The sequence below is a fragment of the uncultured Bradyrhizobium sp. genome, assembly GCF_936943645.1.
Lineage (GTDB): Bacteria > Pseudomonadota > Alphaproteobacteria > Rhizobiales > Xanthobacteraceae > Bradyrhizobium.
This window is the reverse complement of sequence record NZ_CAKZJO010000109.1, coordinates 1-20,914: the sequence shown is the minus strand read 5'-3', so window position 1 is coordinate 20,914 and position 20,914 is coordinate 1. Positions and strand designations below refer to the sequence as shown.

At 64.8% G+C, this 20,914-nt stretch carries 18 protein-coding genes; 15 read left to right on the top strand and 3 right to left on the bottom strand.

The window, feature by feature from the left end:
- Window positions 1–92: 92 nt before the first annotated feature.
- From Q0743_RS32890 to Q0743_RS32845, 10 genes are all read left to right on the top strand, one after another.
- The gene (locus tag Q0743_RS32890) at window positions 93–1,082 is read left to right on the top strand and encodes an NAD-dependent epimerase (protein ID WP_298245572.1); all 990 of its coding nucleotides are present in this window, start codon (window positions 93–95) and stop codon (window positions 1,080–1,082) included.
- A 7-nt stretch (window positions 1,083–1,089) separates the two neighbouring features.
- Complete coding sequence (locus Q0743_RS32885; RefSeq protein WP_298245571.1) at window positions 1,090–2,502, top strand: mannose-1-phosphate guanylyltransferase/mannose-6-phosphate isomerase; 1,413 nt, start codon at window positions 1,090–1,092, stop codon at window positions 2,500–2,502.
- Window positions 2,503–2,684: 182 nt separating this feature from the next.
- Window positions 2,685–3,689 carry a Gfo/Idh/MocA family oxidoreductase gene (locus tag Q0743_RS32880; protein WP_298245570.1) on the top strand — a complete coding sequence of 335 codons (1,005 nt, stop codon included), beginning with the start codon at window positions 2,685–2,687 and terminating at the stop codon, window positions 3,687–3,689.
- Between the two features lie 51 nt (window positions 3,690–3,740).
- Window positions 3,741–4,892, top strand: a complete 1,152-nt coding sequence (locus tag Q0743_RS32875) for a DegT/DnrJ/EryC1/StrS aminotransferase family protein (protein ID WP_298245569.1) — start codon at window positions 3,741–3,743, stop codon at window positions 4,890–4,892.
- A 193-nt stretch (window positions 4,893–5,085) separates the two neighbouring features.
- Window positions 5,086–6,612: a murein biosynthesis integral membrane protein MurJ gene (murJ, locus tag Q0743_RS32870; protein ID WP_298245568.1), complete on the top strand. Its 1,527-nt coding sequence runs from the start codon at window positions 5,086–5,088 to the stop codon at window positions 6,610–6,612.
- Between the two features lie 185 nt (window positions 6,613–6,797).
- Complete coding sequence (locus tag Q0743_RS32865) at window positions 6,798–7,247, top strand: c-type cytochrome (RefSeq protein ID WP_298245567.1); 450 nt, start codon at window positions 6,798–6,800, stop codon at window positions 7,245–7,247.
- Between the two features lie 268 nt (window positions 7,248–7,515).
- Window positions 7,516–7,920: a DUF1127 domain-containing protein gene (locus Q0743_RS32860; RefSeq protein ID WP_298245566.1), complete on the top strand. Its 405-nt coding sequence runs from the start codon at window positions 7,516–7,518 to the stop codon at window positions 7,918–7,920.
- Window positions 7,921–8,179: 259 nt separating this feature from the next.
- Window positions 8,180–10,489: a xanthine dehydrogenase family protein molybdopterin-binding subunit gene (locus tag Q0743_RS32855; protein ID WP_298245565.1), complete on the top strand. Its 2,310-nt coding sequence runs from the start codon at window positions 8,180–8,182 to the stop codon at window positions 10,487–10,489.
- A gap of 147 nt (window positions 10,490–10,636) precedes the next feature.
- Complete coding sequence (locus Q0743_RS32850; protein WP_298245564.1) at window positions 10,637–11,083, top strand: cytochrome c; 447 nt, start codon at window positions 10,637–10,639, stop codon at window positions 11,081–11,083.
- Window positions 11,084–11,304: 221 nt separating this feature from the next.
- Window positions 11,305–12,588 carry a cystathionine gamma-synthase family protein gene (locus tag Q0743_RS32845; RefSeq protein WP_298245563.1) on the top strand — a complete coding sequence of 428 codons (1,284 nt, stop codon included), beginning with the start codon at window positions 11,305–11,307 and terminating at the stop codon, window positions 12,586–12,588.
- A 75-nt stretch (window positions 12,589–12,663) separates the two neighbouring features.
- Here the strand turns inward: Q0743_RS32845 and Q0743_RS32840 are convergent, their stop codons facing one another.
- Window positions 12,664–13,080 (bottom strand): CHRD domain-containing protein, encoded by a 417-nt coding sequence (locus tag Q0743_RS32840; protein ID WP_298245562.1) that lies wholly within the window; start codon window positions 13,078–13,080, stop codon window positions 12,664–12,666.
- Between the two features lie 155 nt (window positions 13,081–13,235).
- Between Q0743_RS32840 and Q0743_RS32835 the strand changes: the two genes are divergently transcribed.
- Window positions 13,236–14,186, top strand: coding sequence for a c-type cytochrome (locus Q0743_RS32835; RefSeq protein WP_298245561.1), 951 nt, complete (start codon window positions 13,236–13,238; stop codon window positions 14,184–14,186).
- 9 nt (window positions 14,187–14,195) lie between these two features.
- Here Q0743_RS32835 and Q0743_RS32830 read toward each other — a convergent pair whose 3' ends face one another.
- Together Q0743_RS32830 and Q0743_RS32825 are read right to left on the bottom strand one after the other, a co-directional pair.
- Complete coding sequence (locus Q0743_RS32830) at window positions 14,196–14,441, bottom strand: Lrp/AsnC family transcriptional regulator (protein WP_018317369.1); 246 nt, start codon at window positions 14,439–14,441, stop codon at window positions 14,196–14,198.
- A gap of 76 nt (window positions 14,442–14,517) precedes the next feature.
- Entirely contained in the window at window positions 14,518–16,521 is a 2,004-nt protein-coding gene (locus tag Q0743_RS32825) for a PAS domain-containing sensor histidine kinase (RefSeq protein WP_298245584.1), read from the bottom strand.
- 287 nt (window positions 16,522–16,808) lie between these two features.
- Here Q0743_RS32825 and thiD point away from each other — a divergent pair, with 287 nt between their 5' ends.
- The 4 genes from thiD (at window position 16,809) to Q0743_RS32805 (ending at window position 20,775) form a co-directional block, all read left to right on the top strand.
- On the top strand, window positions 16,809–17,609 hold the full coding sequence (gene thiD / locus Q0743_RS32820) for a bifunctional hydroxymethylpyrimidine kinase/phosphomethylpyrimidine kinase (RefSeq protein WP_298245560.1): 801 nt from the start codon (window positions 16,809–16,811) through the stop codon (window positions 17,607–17,609).
- A 247-nt stretch (window positions 17,610–17,856) separates the two neighbouring features.
- A complete protein-coding gene (locus Q0743_RS32815; RefSeq protein ID WP_298245559.1) occupies window positions 17,857–18,669 on the top strand; it encodes a UDP-2,3-diacylglucosamine diphosphatase in 813 nt (270 codons plus the stop codon).
- Between the two features lie 13 nt (window positions 18,670–18,682).
- Window positions 18,683–19,726, top strand: a complete 1,044-nt coding sequence (locus Q0743_RS32810; protein ID WP_298245558.1) for a glycosyltransferase family 1 protein — start codon at window positions 18,683–18,685, stop codon at window positions 19,724–19,726.
- A gap of 65 nt (window positions 19,727–19,791) precedes the next feature.
- Window positions 19,792–20,775, top strand: a complete 984-nt coding sequence (locus tag Q0743_RS32805; protein ID WP_298245557.1) for a threonine/serine dehydratase — start codon at window positions 19,792–19,794, stop codon at window positions 20,773–20,775.
- Window positions 20,776–20,914: the final 139 nt, after the last annotated feature.

Genomic DNA, 20,914 nt, shown 5'->3' with positions numbered 1-20,914 from the left:
GCCAAGAGGAGTCCGCATGCGGGGCGACCGGCCTATTGCGACCCGATCAAACTGACGGCTAAACAGGAGCGGCTCGGATCCCAGGGAACAGGATGACCAATCAGGCGATTTTGGTTACCGGCGCCGCCGGCTTCATCGGCTTTCACGTCGCCCGGCAGCTCCTGAGCGAAGGCCATGCCGTCGTGGGGCTCGACAATGTTAACAACTATTACGACCCGGCGCTGAAGCGAGCCCGCCTGGCGCTGTTGCAGGGCGCCCCTCGCTTCTCCTTCGTCGAGGCCGATCTGGCCGATCGGGAGATGATGGCGGGGCTGTTTAAGCAACATCGTTTTGCCAAAGTCGTGCATCTTGCAGCGCAGGCCGGTGTGCGTTACTCGATCGAGCAACCGCACGCTTACGCCGATTCAAACCTTGTCGGCTTCCTCAACGTGCTCGAAGGCTGCCGTCACAACGGCTGTCGTCATCTGGTCTACGCCTCGTCATCCTCCGTTTATGGCGCCAACACAAAAATGCCATTCGCGGTTACGGACCGGACCGATCATCCCGTGAGCTTCTACGCCGCGACCAAGAAGGCGAACGAGGTGATGGCGCAGTCCTACAGCCATCTCTATCGCCTGCCGGTCACGGGCCTGCGCTTCTTCACCATTTACGGGCCGTGGGGCCGGCCCGATATGGCCATGTTTCTGTTCGTGAGCGCAATCCTGGCAGGCAAGCCGATCCGGCTGTTTAACCATGGCAAAATGCGCCGCGACTTCACCTATGTCGATGATGTCACGCGTGTCGTATCCAAGCTGATCGATCTTGTGCCCGCGGACGATCCGGCTGCCGCAAATGCGCCGTTTAAGCTCTACAATGTCGGCAATCACCATCCCGAGGAACTGATGCACGTCGTCGGTCTTCTGGAGCGGGAGCTGGGCCGGACGGCGATCAAAGAATTGCTGCCGATGCAGCCGGGAGATGTGCTGGAAACGTTCGCGGATGTCGAGGATTTGATGCGCGACACCGGCTTTGCACCGTCAACGCCGATCGAGCATGGGGTCCATAATTTTGTCACCTGGTATCGGGACTACTTCAAGGTTTGAGATGACGATGGACAAACGCATAATCCCCCTGATCATGTGCGGCGGCGCCGGCACGCGGCTGTGGCCGGCTTCGCGCGAGGTGCGGCCCAAACAGTTCCTGCCGCTGTTCGGCACGCGCTCGACCTTCCAGGACACGCTGCTGCGCGTCTCCGATCCCTCGCTGTTCGACCGGCCTGTTATCATCACCAACGCGTCCTATCGCTTCATGGTGCTGGAGCAGCTCGCCGAGATCGGCATCGAGGCCGACGTGATCCTCGAGCCGATGCGCCGCGATTCCGGGCCTGCGATCGCCGCCGGCGCGGTGTTCGCGCAGAACCGCGCCAGCGAAGCCATCGTGCTGGCGCTCGCCGCCGACCACGTCGTGCAGGACAATGCCGCCTTCGTCGCCGCCTGCCGCGAGGGCCTCAACGCCGCGAGCACCGGGCGCATCGTCACCTTCGGCGTCAAGCCGGAGCGGCCTGCGACCGAATACGGCTACATCAACCCGGGCGAGGTGATCTCCGGCGAGGTGCACGCGGTCGCGCGCTTCGTCGAGAAGCCGGACGCGGTGAAGGCCTCCGACTACGTCAATTCGGGCTATCTCTGGAACAGCGGCAACTTCATGTTCCCGGCGAGCGTGCTGCTCGACGAATATCGCAAGGTCGATGCGGCCAGCGTCGAGGCCATCACCAGCGCGGTCAACAATGCCGGCCGCGATCTCGGCTTCGTCACGCTGGAGCCGGAGGCGTTCGGCGCGGCGAAAGCGATCTCGATCGACTATGCCGTGATGGAGAAGACTTCGCGCGCAGCGGTGGTGCCGGTGTCGTGCGGATGGTCCGATGTCGGCTCCTGGCATGCGGTGTGGGAATTGTCCGAGAAGGACGCGCAAGGCAATGCCGCGCACGGCAGCGCGGTGTTCGAAGACTCCCGCAATTGCAACGTCACCACCGACCAGGCGCTGGTCGCGCTCGAAGGTGTCGACGATCTCGTCGTGGTCGCAACCGCGGATGCGGTGCTGGTCTCGCGCCAGAAGGATGCGAACGGGCTGAAGCGTCTCGTCACCAAGCTGAAGGCGGTCGCGCCGAAGGTCACCGAGGAGCATCTCAAGGTGCACCGGCCCTGGGGCAGCTATCAGTCCGTCGACAATGGCGAGCGTCACCAGGTCAAGCGCATCGTGGTGAAGCCGGGCGGACGCCTCTCGCTGCAGAAGCACCACCATCGGGCCGAGCACTGGATCGTGGTCCGCGGCGCGGCCCGCGTCACCGTCAACGAGACCGTGAAGACGGTGCACGAGAACGAGTCGATCTATATTCCGATGGGCGCCGTCCATCGTATGGAGAACCCCGGTAAAATCATGCTGGAACTCATCGAGGTCCAGACTGGAAGCTATCTCGGGGAAGACGACATCATCCGGATTGAAGACGACTATCAAAGGTCGTAACCAGCAAGCTCCGAATCACGCGACCCGGGCCGGAAAAGCAGTCCCTTTTCAGCCTAAGGCCCGGGGAACGTGTAACTTTTTGAATCAAATCGTGTCCGGGCCGCGAAGGCGGCATTCGCCACAAATGTGGCGTCCGTGCTAGAAGCGCGCCGGGGATTTGCGTTGAATCGGGGTTTGCTCAGATGAGTTCCAAAGGATCTGCACCGGCAAAGGCCGGCTTGCGCGTCGGCGTCATTGGCGCCGGCGTGATGGGCAGCAACCATGCGCGGGTGCTCAGCGGCCTGCCCGGCGTCAGCCTCGTCGGCGTCGTCGATCCTTCGCACGCGCATCGCACCCGCGCCACCGAGCTTGCCAACTGCCCGAGCTTCGAGACGCTCGACGAGCTGTTCGCCGCCGGCGTCGATGCCGTCACCATCGCAGCGCCGACCCACCTGCATCACGAGGTCGCGCTCGCCTGCATCGCCAAGAACATCCATGTCCTGGTCGAGAAGCCGATCGCATCCACGGTCGAGGAGGGCCGCGAGATCGTCGCCGCCGCGCAAAAGGCCGGCGTGACCCTGATGGTCGGCCATGTCGAGCGCTTCAATCCGGCCGTCGCCGCCGTCAAGCAGGCCATTGCGGGCGAGGACATTCTCTCCATCGCGATCACCCGCGTCGGCCCGTTCCCGCCGCGCATGTCCAATGTCGGCGTCGTCATCGACCTCGCCGTGCACGACATCGACCTGATCCGCTGGTTCACCGAATCCGACATCGTCGAAGTGCAGCCGCAATTGTCGAGCGCGGTCGCCGAGCGCGAGGACATCGCGCTGCTGCAGTTCCGCACTGCCAACGGCGTGCTCGCGCACATCAACACCAATTGGCTGACGCCGTTCAAGGCGCGCAGCGTCACGGTCGCAACGCGCGGCAAATACGTGATGGGCGATCTCCTGACGCGCCAGGTCACCGAATGCTTCGGCTTCAAGCCCGACGGCAGCTATTCGATGCGGCATCTGCCTGTTGGCCATGACGAGCCGCTCCGTGCCGAGTTGATCGCGTTCCTCAAGGCGGTGCGCAACGGCGAGACGCCGGCGGTCACCGGCGACGAGGGCGTTGCCAGCCTCGAGATCGCGACCCAGTGCCTGGAGACGCCGTCACGGCCCGCAGCCAAATCGCCCGCCCTCAAGGGCCCGCGCCGCGTCGCCGGCTGATCCCTGTCCATGTCGACCGCTCAAAACCAGCAAGGCGCCGAGAACCCGGCTATGAACCAGCATCTTCGTTCCGAACCCATTCCCTTCATCGACGTCGGCTCGCAGCGCCGCCGGCTCGGCGCCTCGCTCGATGCCGCGGTCAAGCGCGTGATGGATCATTGCCAGTTCGTCAATGGCCCGGAGGTGTTCGAACTCGAGAAGCAGCTCGCGGCCTACTCAGGCGCCAAGCACGTCATTGCCTGCGCCAGCGGCACCGACGCGATCCTGATGGTGATGATGGCGAAGAACGTCGGCCCCGGCGATGCCGTGCTGTGCCCGTCCTTCACCTTCATCGCGACGGCGTCGCCGGTGGCGCGAACCGGCGCGACGCCTGTCTACGTCGATGTGGACGAGACCACCTTCAACATGAGCCCGGAATCGCTGAAGCGCGGCATCGCGACCGCGCGCAAGGCCGGCCTCAAGCCGGTCGCGGTGATTCCGGTCGACCTGTTCGGCCAGCCCGCCGATCACGACGCCATCGCCGAGATCGCCAGGGCCGAAGGCCTGTTCGTGCTCGATGACGCCGCGCAAGGTTTTGGCGCGAGCTACAAGGGCCGCAAGCTCGGCACTTTCGGTCTCGCCACGGCGACGAGCTTCTTCCCGGCAAAACCGCTCGGCTGTTTCGGCGACGGCGGCGCGATCTTCACCGATGACGACGAGCTCGCGGCGACCTTGCGCAGCATCCGCGTGCACGGGCAGGGCGTCGACAAATACGACAACGTCCGCCTCGGCCTGACTGGTCGGCTCGACACCATGCAGGCCGCGATCCTGATCGAGAAGCTGAAGATTTTTGACGACGAGATCGCCGCTCGCAACAAGGTCGCGGAGCGCTACGCGCGCGGCCTGAGCAACGTCGTGACCGTGCCGCGGCTTGCGCCCGGCAACAGCTCGGTCTGGGCGCAGTACACGATCCGCCTCCCTGAGGGCACCGACCGCGACGGCTTCGCTGCCGCGCTAAAAGCCCAGGGCGTGCCGACCGCGATCTATTACGGCAAGTCGATGCACCAACAGACGGCGTACAAGCACTTCCCGGTCGCCGAAGGCGGCCTGCCGGGTTGCGAGAGCCTGTCGCAGGACGTCATCAGCCTGCCCATGCACGCCTACCTGACCGAAGCCGATCAGGAGCGGGTGATCGCCGCCGTGCAAGGCGCGCTGGCGGGCTGAGTTCGCCCTTCTTACTGCACTAGTCGTCATGCCCGGGCTTGTCCCGGGCATCCACGTTCTTCGAGTGTGTGGCCAGGCGTGGATGGCCGGGACAAGTCCGGCCATGACGCTGTGGGGACTGTCGGCGCTCCCAGTCACACTTCCCCCGCCGCTTTCACCTAGACCTAATCGCGCCATGCTCTAAAACAGACGCATGCTCGGACGCATCTTCACGGTCGGTGGTTACACGCTGCTCTCGCGGCTGACGGGGTTTGCCCGCGACATCATGCTCGCGGCGATCCTCGGCGCCGGTCCCGTGGCCGACGCCTTTTTCGTGGCGCTGCGGCTGCCCAATCATTTCCGCGCGATCTTCGCCGAGGGCGCCTTCAACGCCGCCTGGGTGCCGGCCTATGCGCATGTCCACGGCGAGAAGGGCGAGGCGGCGGCGCATTTGTTCGCCGATCGCATCTTCACGCTGCTGCTGGCTTCGCAGGTGGTGCTGCTGATCGCTGCCTGGCTGTTCATGCCGCAGGCCATGAGCATTCTGGCGCCGGGCTTTTCGGAGGATGCCGAGCAGCGCAAGCTCGCGATCGAGCTGACCCGGATCACCTTTCCCTATCTGCTGTTGATCACGCTGGTGACGCTCTATGGCGGCATGCTCAACGTGATGCAGCGCTTTGCCAGCGCCGCCGCCGCCTCGATCTTCCTCAACGTCGCGATGATGATGACGCTGGCGGTGGCCGTCTGGTTTCCGACCCCGGGTCATGCCGCAGCCTGGGGCGTCCTGATCTCCGGCTTCCTGCAATATTTCCTGCTCGCCGGCGATCTCGCCTGCCATGGCGGCCTGCCGCGCTTTGCGCCGCTCAAGCTCGACGAGGACGTGCGCGGATTCTTTAAGGCACTGGGACCTGCGACATTGGGATCGATGGGCACGCAGGTCGCGCTGTTCGCGGACACCATCATCGCGACCTTCCTGCCTGCCGGCGCGCTGTCGGCGCTGTATTACGCCGACCGGCTCAACCAGCTCCCGATCGGCGTCATCGGCATCGCCATCGGCACGGTGCTGCTGCCGGAAATGTCGCGCCGGATCACGGCCAACGACCATGACGGCGCGATGAAGGCGCAGCGCCGGGCCTTCGATTTCACGCTGCTGTTCTCGATCCCGTTCGTGGCGGCCTTCCTCACCGTGCCGGACGAGATCATGCGCGCGCTGTTCGCCCGCGGCGCCTTCTCCAAGGCCGATGCGGTGGCCGCCGGCGGCACGCTCGCGGCCTATGCCATCGGCCTGATCCCCTTCGTGCTGATCCGCAGTGCGGTTGCGACCTTCTATGCGCGCAAGGATACGGCGACGCCGGTGCGGGCCTCGCTGACCGGCATCGCCGTCAACGTCGCGCTGAAGGTCGCCCTGATGGGTTCGCTCGCGCAGATCGGCCTCGCGCTGGCCACTGCCGTCGGCGTCTGGACGAATTTGTTGCTGGTGCTGTTCTTCGCCGTACGCCGCGGCTTCCTCGTGCCTGACCGCGCATGGCTGATGTCGCTGGTCAAATTCCTGCTGACCGGGATCATCCTCGCCGTGGCCTTCTGGCTGATAACGCGCTTTGGTGGTCCTGCGCTGGGGGCGATGCACTTCCGGGACGAATTGATGCTGGTGCTGCTCGCGATCGGCGGCACGATTGTCTATGCGCTCGCGATCCTCGTGCTGTTCGGCCGTAACTGGCTGGTCTCATTGGTGCGCGGCTAGGCGCGGAACGATCGCACTCGATAGGTTCGTGCCTACTTGTTCGGAGCTCGTCCGCGTTGGCCTGATTTCGCGCAGGCCTGGAGCCCGCATAAGTTCGGTTGGAAACCAGTTTTGATGTGAGTCAAACGGCCCTCGGGCGAACCGGCTAGTAGTCAGCTCTGCTGGCCAGCGCCGAGGAGCAGGACATGGTAAGATCTGCTGTGAAATGTCTGATCATCGCCGGTCTCGTCGCCGGTTTCGCCGCGACGGCTCAGGCGGAAGATCTCGACCGCGGCAAGTTGGAATTCCAGTCGTCGTGCGCGAGCTGCCACGGTGCGGATGCCAGGGGCAAAGGACCGGTCAGCGACCAGCTCAAGACACCGCCTCCCGATTTGACGATGCTGGCCAGGAACAACAACGGCGTGTTTCCCGCGAATACCATCTATGAAGTCATCGATGGAATGAAGACAATTCCTGCCCACGGCACGCGCGAAATGCCGATCTGGGGAGAGCGATTCAACCCCATCGTCAACCTGCCTCACTATGTTGATCCGTCCTATTGGCAGAAAGCCGGGCCCGAACAAAGCCCTGAAGTCGTCGTGCGAAAACGTATCCTCTCTGTCGTCGATTATCTCGGCCGCATTCAGCAAAAGTGACGTAGCCGCAGAACCAGGCGCTCGCCTGAAGGATGTAGGCAGCCTCTCCACATCTATTGATTTTGTGCGATTCCCGTGGTATTCGCCGCCTATGATCAAACGCTCGCGCACCGTCAACCGCAACCACATGACCCGCTTCGGCTGGGCCGTGGGAGGAGTCGTGCGCTAGGAATTCGACGACGACATCTCTTCCACCAGGCCCCGCCGGCATCGGACGGGGCCTTTTTCGTGGCCACGCTCGCTGCTGGCTCAACAGCAGGAGCATGCGATGCCACCACAACAGACGACCTTCACATCCGAAGCAGAGCGCGATGCCGCGGTGCTTCGCCTCGACCGCTCGATCGCGTTGGCAAAGGAGGCCATGGACGAGGTCTTGACGGCTGCGGCGCGACTTAACGCATCCGTTGCAGCGCCGCGCGGCACGTTGTCGCCAACGGAAGGCGCGCGGGCAGCGGTCGAACCGGCACAGAGCCTCCGCGGTCTGTTCAAGCGATACTGGCGCGCGTGTCGGCAATGGTACCAGAGCCCGCGGTTCATCTTGCAGGATCTGAGCGACAGGGAGCTGACGGATATCGGCCTGACCCGTGGCGAGGTCTACCACCTCGCACCCTGGCGAGCGATCGACGCGTTGAGAGATCGTGCGAGGTATCTGTTGAACCACAGTGGGATGTAAATGTTCAATTGCCAGACGCGGACGTGCGCTCTGCGAACAAGTGACGGCCAATCCTGTCGCTTGTTCGCAGGCGTGCGCTGCGGTGCAGAATCATCGATCTTCACGGGGAAATGACCGAGCTGCGGCCTTTCTGTCCTATCCCGCTCTGACAGGGCAGGCCGGGCCAGATCCTCGCGACCAAGCCTGCCTAAACCCGTTTGCCTTGCCAGTTTTTCCACGGCAATATGCCCGCAAAACAACCATGGAACGGGAAGATAAAATGGCGGCTCCCATCAAGTTCGGCGTTGGCCAAAGCGTGCTGCGCAAGGAGGATGACGCGCTCATCCGCGGCAAGGGCCGCTATACCGACGATTACGCGCCGCAGGCTGCGCTCCGCTGCCTGATGCTGCGCTCGCCGCATGCGCATGCCAAATACACCATTGATGTGAGCCGCGCCCGCGGCCTGCCGGGCGTCGCGCTGATCCTGACCGCCGATGATGTGAAGGATCTCGGCAATCTGCCGTGCCTGTTCAATCTCGAGACCGATCCCTTCACCGGCCCGCCTTACCCGATCCTGGCTGCGGGCGAGGTGCGCCATGTCGGCGACTCCATCGCCTTCGTCGTCGCCGAGACCATCGACCAGGCCCGCGACGCCATCGAGGCGATCGAGGTCAAATGGTCGCCGCTGCCCGCGGTGACCGGCGTCGTCAATGCCGTGAAGAAAGGCGCGCCGCAGGTCTGGCCTGACAAATCAGGCAACGTGTTGTTCGACGTCTCGATCGGCGACAAGAAGGCGACCGAGGCCGCCTTTGCCAAGGCGCATGCGGTGGCCGAAATCTCCATTGTCAATCCGCGCGTGGTCGCGAGCTTCATGGAGACGCGCGCGGCGGTGTGCGAATACGACGCCAAGCGCGACCATCTGACGCTGACGGTCGGCAGCCAGGGCAGCCACCGCCTGCGCGACATCCTGTGCCAGAACGTGCTCAACATCCCCACCGACAAGATGCGGGTGATCTGCCCCGACGTCGGCGGCGGCTTCGGCACAAAACTGTTTCCGTACCGGGAATACGCCCTGATGGCGGTTGCGGCGCGCAAGCTGAAGAAGGCAGTGAAGTGGGCGGCCGATCGCTCCGAGCATTTCATGGGCGATGCGCAGGGCCGCGACAACGTCACCACCGCCAAGATGGCGCTCGCCGAGGACGGAAAATTCCTCGCGATGGATTGCGACCTGATGGGCGACATGGGCGCGTATCTCTCGACCTTCGGGCCCTACATCCCGCATGGCGGCGCCGGCATGCTTCCGGGCCTCTACGATATCCAGGCGTTCCATTGCCGGGTGCGCACCATCTTCACCCACAGCGTGCCTGTTGATGCCTATCGCGGCGCGGGCCGGCCCGAGGCGGCTTACGTCATCGAGCGCCTCGTCGATGCCTGCGCGCGCAAACTCGACATGACGCCGGATGCCATTCGCCGCAAGAATTTCATCCCACCGAAGGCGCTGCCCTACAAGACGGCCACGGGCAAGGTCTACGATTCCGGCGACTTCGCCGCGCATCTCAAACGCGCGATGGAGATCGCCGAGTGGAAGGAGTTTGGAAAGCGCGCCAAGGCGGCCAAGAAGGGCGGCCTGATCCGCGGCATCGGGCTCGCGAGCTATGTCGAGATCTGCGGCGTGATGGGTGAGGAGACCGCCAATGTCCGCCTCGATCCCAATGGCGACGTCACCGTCCTCATCGGCACGCAGTCGAGCGGGCAGGGCCACCAGACCGCCTATGCGCAGATCGTCGCCGAGCAGTTCGGCGTCGCGCCCGAGCGCGTCCACGTCCGGCAGGGCGACACCGACGAGATCGCCACGGGCCTCGGCACCGGCGGCTCGGCCTCGATCCCCTCGGGCGGCGTCAGCGTCGAGCGGGCTACGCGCGAGCTCGGCTTGAAGCTGAAGGAGATCGCGGCGCAGGCGCTGGAAGCCAGCGCCGGCGACCTCGAGATCACCGACGGCGTGATCCGAATCGCCGGCACCGACCGATCGGTCTCGTTCGCCGATCTCGCCAAGCGGCCCGGCGTCGATCCGTCGAAGCTGAACGGCAGCGCGACCTTTGCCAGCGCCGATGGCACCTATCCCAACGGCACCCATGTCGCGGAAATCGAGCTCGATCCGGCTACCGGCATCATCAGAATCGTCAACTACGTGATCGTCGACGATTTCGGCAAGACGCTCAATCCGCTGCTGCTGGCCGGCCAGGTGCACGGCGGTGCCATGCAGGGCATCGGCCAGGCGCTGATGGAGCAGGTGGTCTATGGGCCGACCGACGGCCAGCTCATTACCGCGACCTTCATGGACTATGCGCTGCCGCGGGCGGCGGACGGGCCGGCCTTCGTGTTCGAGACCGCCAACGTCCCCTGCAAGACCAATCCGATGGGCGTGAAGGGGGCGGGCGAGGCTGGCGCGATCGGCTCCTGTCCGGCCGTCGTCAACGCCATCGTCGATGCGCTCTGGCGCGAATACAAGATCGACCACATCGACATGCCGGCCACGCCCGAGCGGGTGTGGATCGCGATCCACGAGCATCACCGCCGTCACAGCCTGTAAGATCAAGCAGACGCGGCCGCTTTGCCCAGCCATCCACCGGCGTGCGACGATTTTTCGTCGCGCTCCGGAGGGAATGAAATCTGCCAATCGGTGTTGGCCCATGGAGGGGTCGGCACGATCCTATCATCAGGGAAAGGGATTTTGCGTATGAAGCGAGTGTTGATCGTTGGGGGCGCGCTGCTGCTCGGGATGGGCGCCGTTTGGGCGCAGCAGGACTCCGTCAAGGAGGTCCAGACGCTCATGAAAGGCAACGGCAAGAACGCCGGCGCGATGTCGGCGATGGTGAAGGGTGAGAAGCCCTACGACCAGGCTACCGTGGACAGTGCGCTGGCGCAGTTCGAAGATACCGCCAAGAAGCTGCCGAACCTGTTTCCGGCCAGCGCCAAGGGCGTGAAGCTCGACGGCGACTACTCGACCTCGCCGAAGGTCTGGGAGGACAAGGCCGGCTTCGACGCCAAGATCGCCGGCTTTGCCAAGACCGTGGGCGAGGCCAAGGGCAAGATCAAGGATCTCGACTCGCTCAAGGCGAACATGCCTGCCATCGGCAAGGAATGCGGCGGCTGCCACGAGACCTACCGCGTCAAGAACGGCTGAGGCGTACAGCTCCATCCGGGCCACAGGAATCACGAAGGGCGGTTGCGGCAGCAGCCGCCCTTTTTCTGTCCGCAAGGTCTGACGGATGATGCTCGGAGGGGTTATCTTCGCAGCAACGCCGCGACGTTGATGCGACGAGGCGCATCTCGTTTCCAGACTTGCCTCATGACATCGGGAGCTCAAGCGCGCGGCGAGAATCCGAATCAACAGCGAGACAGGCCATGGTCAAACCGCATCCGTCCAAGACTCACATCGGCAATCACATGCTGCACCCGGAAACGCTGATGCTGACCTATGGCTACGATCCGCAACTGTCGGAAGGTGCCATCAAGCCGCCGGTCTTCCTGACCTCCACCTTCGTGTTCAAGACCGCCGACGACGGGCAGGACTTCTTCGATTTCGTCGCCGGCCGGCGCGAGCCGCCGGAGGGCATGGGCGCGGGCCTGGTCTATTCGCGCTTCAATCATCCCAACAGCGAGATCGTCGAGGACAGGCTCTCGATCTACGAGCGCACCGAAAGCTGCGCGCTGTTCTCGTCCGGCATGGCGGCGATCGCGACCACGATTCTGGCTTTCGTCCGCCCCGGCGACGTCATCCTGCATTCGCAGCCGCTCTACGGCGGCACCGAGACGCTGCTGACCAACACGCTTTCGCGGCTGTCGATCGGCGCCGTCGGCTTCGCCGACGGCATCGACGAAGCCGCCGTCAAGCAGGCCGCGGAGGAGGCCATGGCCAAGGGCCGCGTCTCGATGATCCTGATCGAGACCCCCGCCAATCCCACCAACGGCCTCGTCGATATCGCCATGATCCGCCGCATCGCCGATGCCATCGGCAAGGCGCAGGGACACACGCCGATCATCGCCTGCGACAACACGCTGCTCGGTCCCGTGTTTCAGCGTCCGATCGAGCACGGTGCGGATGTGTCGCTGTATTCGCTGACCAAATATGTCGGCGGCCATTCCGACCTGATTGCAGGGGCCGCGCTCGGCTCGAAGGCGATCATGAAGGGCATCAAGGCGCTGCGCGGTGCCATCGGCACGCAGCTCGATCCGCATTCCTGCTGGATGATCAACCGATCGCTGGAGACGCTGAGCCTGCGCATGGAGAAAGCCAACGCCAATGCGCGCCTCGTTGCGGATTTCCTGCGCGATCATCCCAAAGTCGCCAAGGTCCACTATCTCGGTCATCACGAGGAGGCTTCGCCCGCGGGGCGCGTGTTCGCGCGGCAGTGCCTGGGGGCGGGATCGACTTTCTCTTTCGACATCGTCGGCGGCAAAGACGGGGCGGTCAAATTCCTCAACGCACTGCAGATCCTCAAATTGGCGGTGAGCCTCGGCGGCACCGAGTCGCTGGCGAGCCTGCCGGCAACCATGACCCATTCCGGCGTTCCCGCCGACATCCGCCGGAAGATCGGCGTGCTGGATTCCACGATCCGCCTGTCGATCGGCATCGAGAATCCGTCGGACCTGATCGCGGATCTCACCCAGGCGCTGAATGCGGCCTGAGCCGCGGAGCGGAATCGAAAAGGCCGGACGCCCCCTCCTGCGCCCGGCCTTTTGCGACGAAGCAATCTTGGAGGCTTACTTCGTCACTTGACCGCGGATCTCGCCGCCCGGGTTGGCCGCGGTGTGGATGTTGACGTAGAGCTTGCCGGCGAGCAGGTCGGCGGCCTGCGCGTCGGTCAGCGTCGCTTCGCCCTTCACGGGGCTGGCGGTCGCATTCGGGATCGCGATCGCGACACCGGCGTTCTTGCCGGCTTCCGCGGGACCGTGGAAATGGGCGGCGGTGGCGGGGCCGGACAGCCCGGAATAGGTGACCGTCCAGGACAGCTTCTTGCTGGCGGCATCGTAGTTCAGATCGGCGGTTCCGGTGGCGCTGCTGGTCGTTGCCGGCACCTCGGACTTGCCGTCGAGCGTTGCTTTCAGCTTTTCGGCGCTGGCCGGAGCCGCAAAGGCGATGGCACCGAGCGCTAAGACGGCAATGACGGTCTTGTTCATGACGTTCTCCCTGCTGAACCCGTTCGGGCTGCCAAACTTCCAACAGCCGGCATTTCAGTTTATTCCCGTTTCCGGGCGGGGCGGGCTAAATTCTTCGTGGTTGGAGCCGCGACGACATCGGCCTTAGGTTCGCCGCGACGAGTGAATGGATCCGCATGCTGCAACGAACAATTCTCGCAGGACTGCTCGCACTGGTCGCTGGCTTGGGCGTCTATTGGTGGCTCAGCGCGCCGGTGGTGGCCGCCGCCGGCAACGCGCCGGCCCATGTGGCCAACCTCGCCAATGGCGAGACCATGTTCAATGCCGGGGGCTGCGCCTCCTGCCATGCCACGCCCGACCAGCCCGATCGCGTCAAGCTCGGCGGCGGCGTCGCGATCAAGTCGCCGTTCGGAACGTTCTACGCGCCGAACATCTCGCCCGATCCGAACGACGGCATCGGCAAATGGACGGAGGGCGACTTCGTCAACGCGGTGATATCAGGCGTGTCGCCGGGCGGGCAGCATTATTTCCCCGCCTTTCCCTACACGTCCTATCAGCATGCCAGGCGCGAGGACGTGCTCGATCTCTTCGCCTATCTGAAGACGCTGCCACCCGTGACCGGCAAAGTGCGCGACCACGACATGCGGTTTCCCTTCAACATCCGGCGCAATGTCGGCATCTGGAAATTCCTGTTTCTCGACGACAAGCCGCTTGTTGCCGACGGCACCAGGTCGCCGCAATTCAATCGCGGCGCCTATCTCGTCAACAGCTTTGGCCATTGCGCCGAATGCCACAGCCCGCGCAACGCGCTCGGCGGCATCATCTCCGGCCAGCGCTTCGCCGGCGGCCCCAATCCGGAAGGCGAGGGCTGGGTGCCCAACATCACCCAGAAGCGCCTCGGCGAATGGAGCGTGAAGGATATCGCCTATTTCCTCAAGAACGGCGAATTGCCCGACGGCGACAGCGTCGGCGGCGCGATGACCCGCGTGATCAAGAACACCTCGCAATTGTCCGACGAGGATATTGCCGCAATGGCGGAGTACCTCAAATCGCTGCCGCCCGTGGAAGGTCCGCCGCGGCCCAAACGCAAGGAAGCCGGCAAGGAAACCGGCAAGGAAGCCGGGTAGCGCGCGAACTCAGCTCGCGCCGAACGCCTTGAAGGTGATGATGGTGAGGGTGTCCTGGATGCCCGGCAGCACCTGCACCTTCTCGTTGACGAAATGGCCGATGTCGGTGTCCTTGTCGACGTAGAACTTCACCAGGAGGTCGTATTGGCCGGCCGTGGAGTAGATCTCGGACGCGATCTCGGCTTCGGCCAGCGCATTGGCCACCGTATAGGACTGGCCGAGCTTGCATTTGATCTGAACGAAGAAAGGAACCATCGCGGGCACTCCAAGAGCATATCTGGTGGCCAATAGGCCAAAACCGGCAGGATTTAGCAAGCACACTTGCTGGGTTTCAAGACGCCACGGGCGCTGCCGCGAACGCCTCTCTGAGCCGCTGGGCGAGCTCGATCTTGCGGTAGGGCTTGGTCAGCACGATCGCCTGCGCATGCGCCTGGCCCTGCTCGACCAGGGTCTCCAGCGCGTAGCCCGAGGTGAACAGGACCGGCAGTGAGGGGCGAATCCGCCGCGCCTGGTCGGCGAGGTCCCAGCCGCTCATGCCGCCGGGCATCACGATGTCGGTGAACAGCATGTCGATGCTGGGGTCGGTGCGCAGCTGCTGCAGGGCCTCCTTGCCATTGACCGCGGCAACGACCCGATACCCCAGGGCTTCCACCCTGCGAATGGCGGAAGACCGAACGAACGGGTCGTCCTCGGCAATCAGGATCGTCTCGTATCCGCGCGGCGCCGCGTCCTCGGCATCGGAAAGCTCGGCCTGTGATGGCCCGGCATCCGCGCGGGGCAGGTAGATCCGGACGGTCGTCCCGAGGCCCGCCTCGCTGTAGATCGTAACATGGCCGCCCGATTGCTTGGCAAAGCCATAGACCATGCTGAGGCCGAGACCCGAGCCTTTGCCGACCTCTTTGGTGGTGAAGAACGGTTCGAAGGCGCGCCGGGCGACCTCCGGCGTCATGCCTTCGCCGTCGTCGGTGATCGAGATCAACGCGTAAGTCCCGGCCGCGACTTCGGGGTGAAGCATGCGATAGTCGTCGTCCAGCGTCGTCAACTCCGTGCTCAGGGTCAGGCTGCCTCCGGCCGGCATGGCATCCTGGGCGTTGAGCGCGAGATTGAGCACGGCCGATTCGAGCTGGGCGCGGTCGGCGAAGGCCTGGATGGTGCCTAGCCCTGAGCCTGTCTTGATCTCGATGTCTTCGCGCAAGGTGCGTTTGAGCAGCTTGAACATGGATTCGAGCAGGCTCCGGCAATCGATCGTCTGCGGCTGCAGCAATTGACGGCGACTGAAGGCGAGCAGCCGCTGCGTCAGCTCGGCCCCCCGTTCTCCCGACTGCGAGATGTCGTCGGCAAAGCGCCGCAAATCGGGCCTCGCCTTGAGCTGCTCGCTCAGATGCTCGGCATTTCCGATGATGACGGTGAGCAGATTGTTGAAGTCGTGCGCGATGCCGCCGGAGAGCTGGCCGACCGTCTCCATCTTCTGCGCCTGCTGGAGCTGCTGCTCGGTCAGCTTGCGTGCGGTCAAATCGTGCACGATGCCGACGAAGATCAATTCGCCGTCCTGCCGCGCCTGACCGACCGACAGGTCCATCGGAAAGGTCGATCCGTCCTTGCGCAGGCCGGTGGCCTCGCCGGCGGTCGCGAACTGCCTTGCCGGGCCGTCGGGCGCGGCGCCGCCCGCCTCGGGCATCAGCATCCGGACGTTCCGGCCCATCACTTCGTCGGCTTCGTAGCCGAACAGGCGCTCGCAGGCCGGATTGAACAGCAGGATGCGGTCCTGCGCGTCGAACAGGATGACGCCGTCGACCGCGGTCTCGACGATGGCCGTGAGGCGCGCCATGCTGTCACGCATCGCGCGCTGCGCGTCCCTGACCTGCTGGAGCAGCAGCGTGGCGTCACGGCTCTTGATTTCCTCTTCCTCGAGCGCGGCCTGGACCTGCCGCAGCTCGAACGGCGAGGGGATCGTCAGGATCTTCGGCAGCAGCGGCCAGAGCGCGCCCGCCGTCATCACGGACGCCACTGCGGTTGCCGCCTTGACGATGCCCTCGATGCCGTAGACCGGGACCCAGAGCGTGTAGATCGACAGCACATGCGTGAGGCCGCACGCCATGATGAAGATCGCGAAGGCCCAATAGACCCAGCCGAATTTGAGATCGCGCCGCTTGGTGACGAGGATCGCGAGCGCAAACGGGATCGAGAAATAGGCGGCCGCGATGCAGGCGTCGGATACGACGTGAAGCCAGATCAGCTCGGGCTCCCACAACAGGCAGATGCCGTGGGGCGAGAGCATGGAGGAGTCGAGAAGACGTTCAAAAAAGGCCAGCATCGTTCCACCCAAAGATTCCATTCCAGGCGGCTTGCGGACCGGGCGGCCCGCGACCTCGTTGTCGCCGGACAGTTCCACCACTGACGTCTCACGCATCGGCGAAGCAGTTCGCGACTATACCAAGGGTTCGCCGCGGTTGCATTTTCATGACCGCGCCATTGCTGCGCGGAGGCCAAGTTCCGCCCGCGCATTGCGGGAACACGCGCTGTCGCGGTTTGCGGCCGAAGGCGGCTCGGCAGAGCTTGCTGGAGTTCCAAGGTCGCGCTAGGACGGGCCATGGCGTTCCCATCCAACACATGGACCCTGCGATGACGACCCCGGTTGCGCTCACCATCGCCGGTTCCGACTCCAGCGGCGGCGCCGGCATTCAGGCCGATCTGAAGACTTTTGCTGCGCTTGGCGTCTATGGCGCTTCCGCCATCACCGCCTTGACCGCGCAGAACACGCGTGGCGTCACCGGCATCCACGCCGTTCCGGCGGAGTTCGTCACGGCGCAGATCGATGCCGTGTTCTCCGATCTCGACGTTGGCGCCGTGAAGATCGGCATGGTGGCCCAGGTCGAAAGCATCGATGCCATCGCCTCCGCGCTGTTGCGCTGGAAGCCGAAGCACATCGTGCTCGATCCCGTGATGGTGGCGACCTCCGGCGACCGCCTGCTGGCCGCCGAGGCCGTCGACGCCCTGCGCACCAGGCTGATGCCGCTGGCTTCGGTGATCACGCCCAATCTGCCGGAGGCCGCGGCTCTGCTCGACGAGCCGGTCGCACGAAGCGAGGCCGAGATCGAAAGCCAGGGGCGGCGCCTGCTGGCGCTGGGCTGCCGCGCGGTCCTGATCAAGGGCGGGCACGGCGAGGGGGCCGAGAGCACCGATTATCTCGTCGATGCAGACAATGCGCTCGCGCTGACCGCGGCCCGCGTGGCGACCCGCAACACCCATGGCACCGGCTGCTCGCTGTCCTCGGCGGTCGCGGCGGGGCTGGCCAAGGGCGAGGATCTGGCAAGCGCCGTGCGCAATGCCAAGGCCTGGATCAGTGCCGCGATCGGCGCCGCCGACCGCTTCAACGTCGGACACGGCCACGGCCCGGTCCATCATTTCCACAGGTTCTACTGACGCGGGGCCATACGCGGAAGCGGGTCATCAATCTATTGAGCGCACGCGCGTGGTGGCTCGTTCACCCTCCCCTGGAGGGCCCTGGAGGGGGAGGGTAAGAGGCTGCGCTGCGGCACCATGTCGCCTGATTGTCGCATGCGACTGATATTCGCGGGGAGGGCGAGGCGAAGTTTGATTCGTATCCGAGGGTGCCTCAAGGGTTCAATTGGTCATCCCCCTGTCATGGGACATTGTTACGGGTTGGCGCATGGGAAGTTACGATGTGAGTGACGAGAGCCCGGAGCGGCGCTTTCGCACGTTGTTCATCTCCGACGTTCATCTCGGAGCCCGCGGTTCTCAAGCCGATCTTCTGCTCGACTTCCTGCGTTACCACGACGCCGACACGATCTATCTGGTCGGCGACATCGTCGATGGCTGGGCCCTGAAATCGAGCTGGCACTGGCCGCAATCCCACAACGACCTCGTACAGAAGCTTTTGCGCAAGGCGCGCAAGGGCGCCAAGGTCATCTACATTCCCGGCAATCACGACGAGTTCCTGCGCAATTATTACGGCACGCATTTCGGCGGCATCGACGTGGTCGAAAACACCGTCCACACCGGCGCGGACGGCAAGCGCTATCTCGTCATCCACGGCGACATCTTCGATCTCGTGGTGCAGAACGCGCGCTGGCTCGCCCATCTCGGCGACAAGGCCTACGACTTCGCGATCCAGATGAATCGCTTCGTCAACTTCTTCCGCCGCCTGTTCAAGGTGCCCTATTGGTCGTTGTCGCAATGGGCCAAGCAGAAGGTCAAGAACGCCGTCAACTATATCGGCGCGTTCGAGCAGGCGCTGGCCGCCGAGGCCCGCCGTCACGACGCCGACGGCGTGATCTGCGGCCACATCCACTACGCCGTGATCCGCGACGAGGGCGGCATTCGCTACATGAATTGCGGCGACTGGGTCGAGAGCTGCACGGCGCTCGTCGAGCACGACGACGGTCATTTCGAGATCATCACCTGGGCGGATCATCTGCAGAAGCCGGCAACCGTCCCGCAGGTTGCAGCCAGGGCTGCATAACGGAGGCTGCCTGATGCGCATCCTGGTCGCGACCGACGCCTGGCACCCGCAAGTCAACGGTGTGGTTCGGACGCTGACCAAGCTTGCAGACGCCGCCGAAGGGCTCGGCGCCGACTTCACGTTCCTGACGCCGCAATCCTTCCGCACCTTCGCAATGCCGAGCTATCGCGACGTGCGCCTGGCGATGCCCCGCCCGGCACGGATCGCGAAGCTGATCCAGGAGGCGCGGCCCGACAGCATCCACATTGCGACCGAAGGGCCGATCGGCCTGATGGTTCGCCGCTATTGCCGCCAGCGCAAGCTGCCGTTCACGACCAGCTTCCACACCCGCTTCCCCGAATATGTCCGTGCGCGCGTGCCGGTGCCGGGCTCGCTGATCTGGCGGGCGCTGCGCCGTTTCCATGCGCCCAGCCGAGCCGTGATGGCGGCCACGCCGGCGCTCGCCCGCGAGCTGACCGAGCGCGGCTTTGACAATGTCCTGCTCTGGCCCCGTGGCGTCGATACCGGCCTGTTCCACCCGCGCGCCGTCGATCTCTGCCTGCCGGCACCGGTGTTCCTATCGGTCGGCCGCATCGCTGTAGAGAAGAACCTCGAAGCTTTCCTCGACCTCGATCTGCCCGGCACCAAGGTGATCGTCGGTGACGGTCCGGCACGCGCCGCGCTGGAAGAGGCCTATCCCGACGCGATCTTCCTGGGCGAAAAGCACGGCGAGGAACTGGCGGACATCTATGCGGCCGCCGACGTGTTCGTCTTCCCGAGCAAGACCGACACGTTCGGCCTCGTTCTACTGGAAGCTCTCGCCAGCGGCCTGCCGGTGGCGGCCTTCCCGGTGAAGGGGCCGCGTGACGTGATCGGCGATGCCCCGGTCGGCGCGCTCGACCACGATCTGCGCAATGCCTGCTTCACGGCGCTGGGGGTCTCCCGGCAGGACTGCGTCGCCTTCGCCGCCAATTACACCTGGGAGGCCTCGGCCAGGGTCTTTATCGACAGCATTTTGGCGGTCGGCGCGGTGCTGCCGGGCCGAAACGGCGCGGAACAGCCTCGCTTCGTGGCCTGAAGAGGACAGAATCCTCGCGCTGAGGTGTCTTGCCCGGGCCTCATCGGCCGCGATAACATTCGGCCATGACCGAACAGCTCCTCCCGATCGGCCCCGCCGATATCGACGCCGCAGCGCGCGTGATCGCGCCCTACGCCATCCGCACCCCGCTGCTGTCCTTTCCCGTGCTCAACGAGCGCGTCGGTGCGAAGGTGTTCTTGAAGCCCGAGATGCTCCAGCGCACCGGCTCCTTCAAGTTTCGCGGTGCCTTCAACAAGGTGTTCTCGATCCCGCAGGACAAGCGCGCCGGCGGCGTGGTCGCGTTTTCCTCCGGCAACCATGCACAAGGCGTGGCGGCGGCGGCAAAGATCCTCGACATGCAGGCAACCATCGTGATGCCCGCGGATGCGCCGCTGTCCAAGCGCGAGCGCACCAAATCCTATGGCGCCGAGGTCGTGCTCTATGATCGCGACAAGGACGACCGCGAGGCGATCTCGCGGGGCATCGCCGAGAAGCGCGGCGCGACGCTGGTGCGGCCCTATGACGATCCATTCGTGATTGCAGGGCAGGGCACCGCCGGCCGCGAGATCGCGGAGGACATGGCGGGCCTCGGCCTCAGCCCCGACATCGTGGTGGCGCCCGCATCCGGCGGCGGCCTGATCGCGGGCGTCGCGACGGCCGTGAAGGCGCGCTATCCGCGCGCCGAGATCGTCGTGGCCGAGCCCGAGGCGTTCGACGATCACGGCATCTCGCTGAGCGCCGGCCATCGCGAGCCGCATCCGCCCGCAGGCCGCACCATCTGCGATGCGCTGATGGCCCTGATCCCCGGCGAGATGACGTTCGCGATCAACAGCAAGCTGCTCGCGCGCGGCGTGACCGCGTCGGACAAGGAAGTCGGCGCCGCCGTCGCCTTTGCCTATCGCGAGCTGAAGCTCGTGGTCGAGCCGGGCGGTGCGGTCGGGCTTGCCGCGCTGCTCGCGGGCCGCCTCGATGTCGCCGGCAAGAACGTCGTCATCGTGCTTTCTGGCGGCAACGTCGATGCGGATCTGTTCGCCGAGCTGGTGGCCTAACCGTCATTCCGGGGCTCGCGGAGCGAGAGTCCGGAATCCATGTCTCCGCCCGCCTCTGACGCACGATGGATTCCGGGCCTGCGCCTCACGGTGCATCCCGGAATGACCGAGACCTGAATTGAAGAAGGGGCAGAGCGTT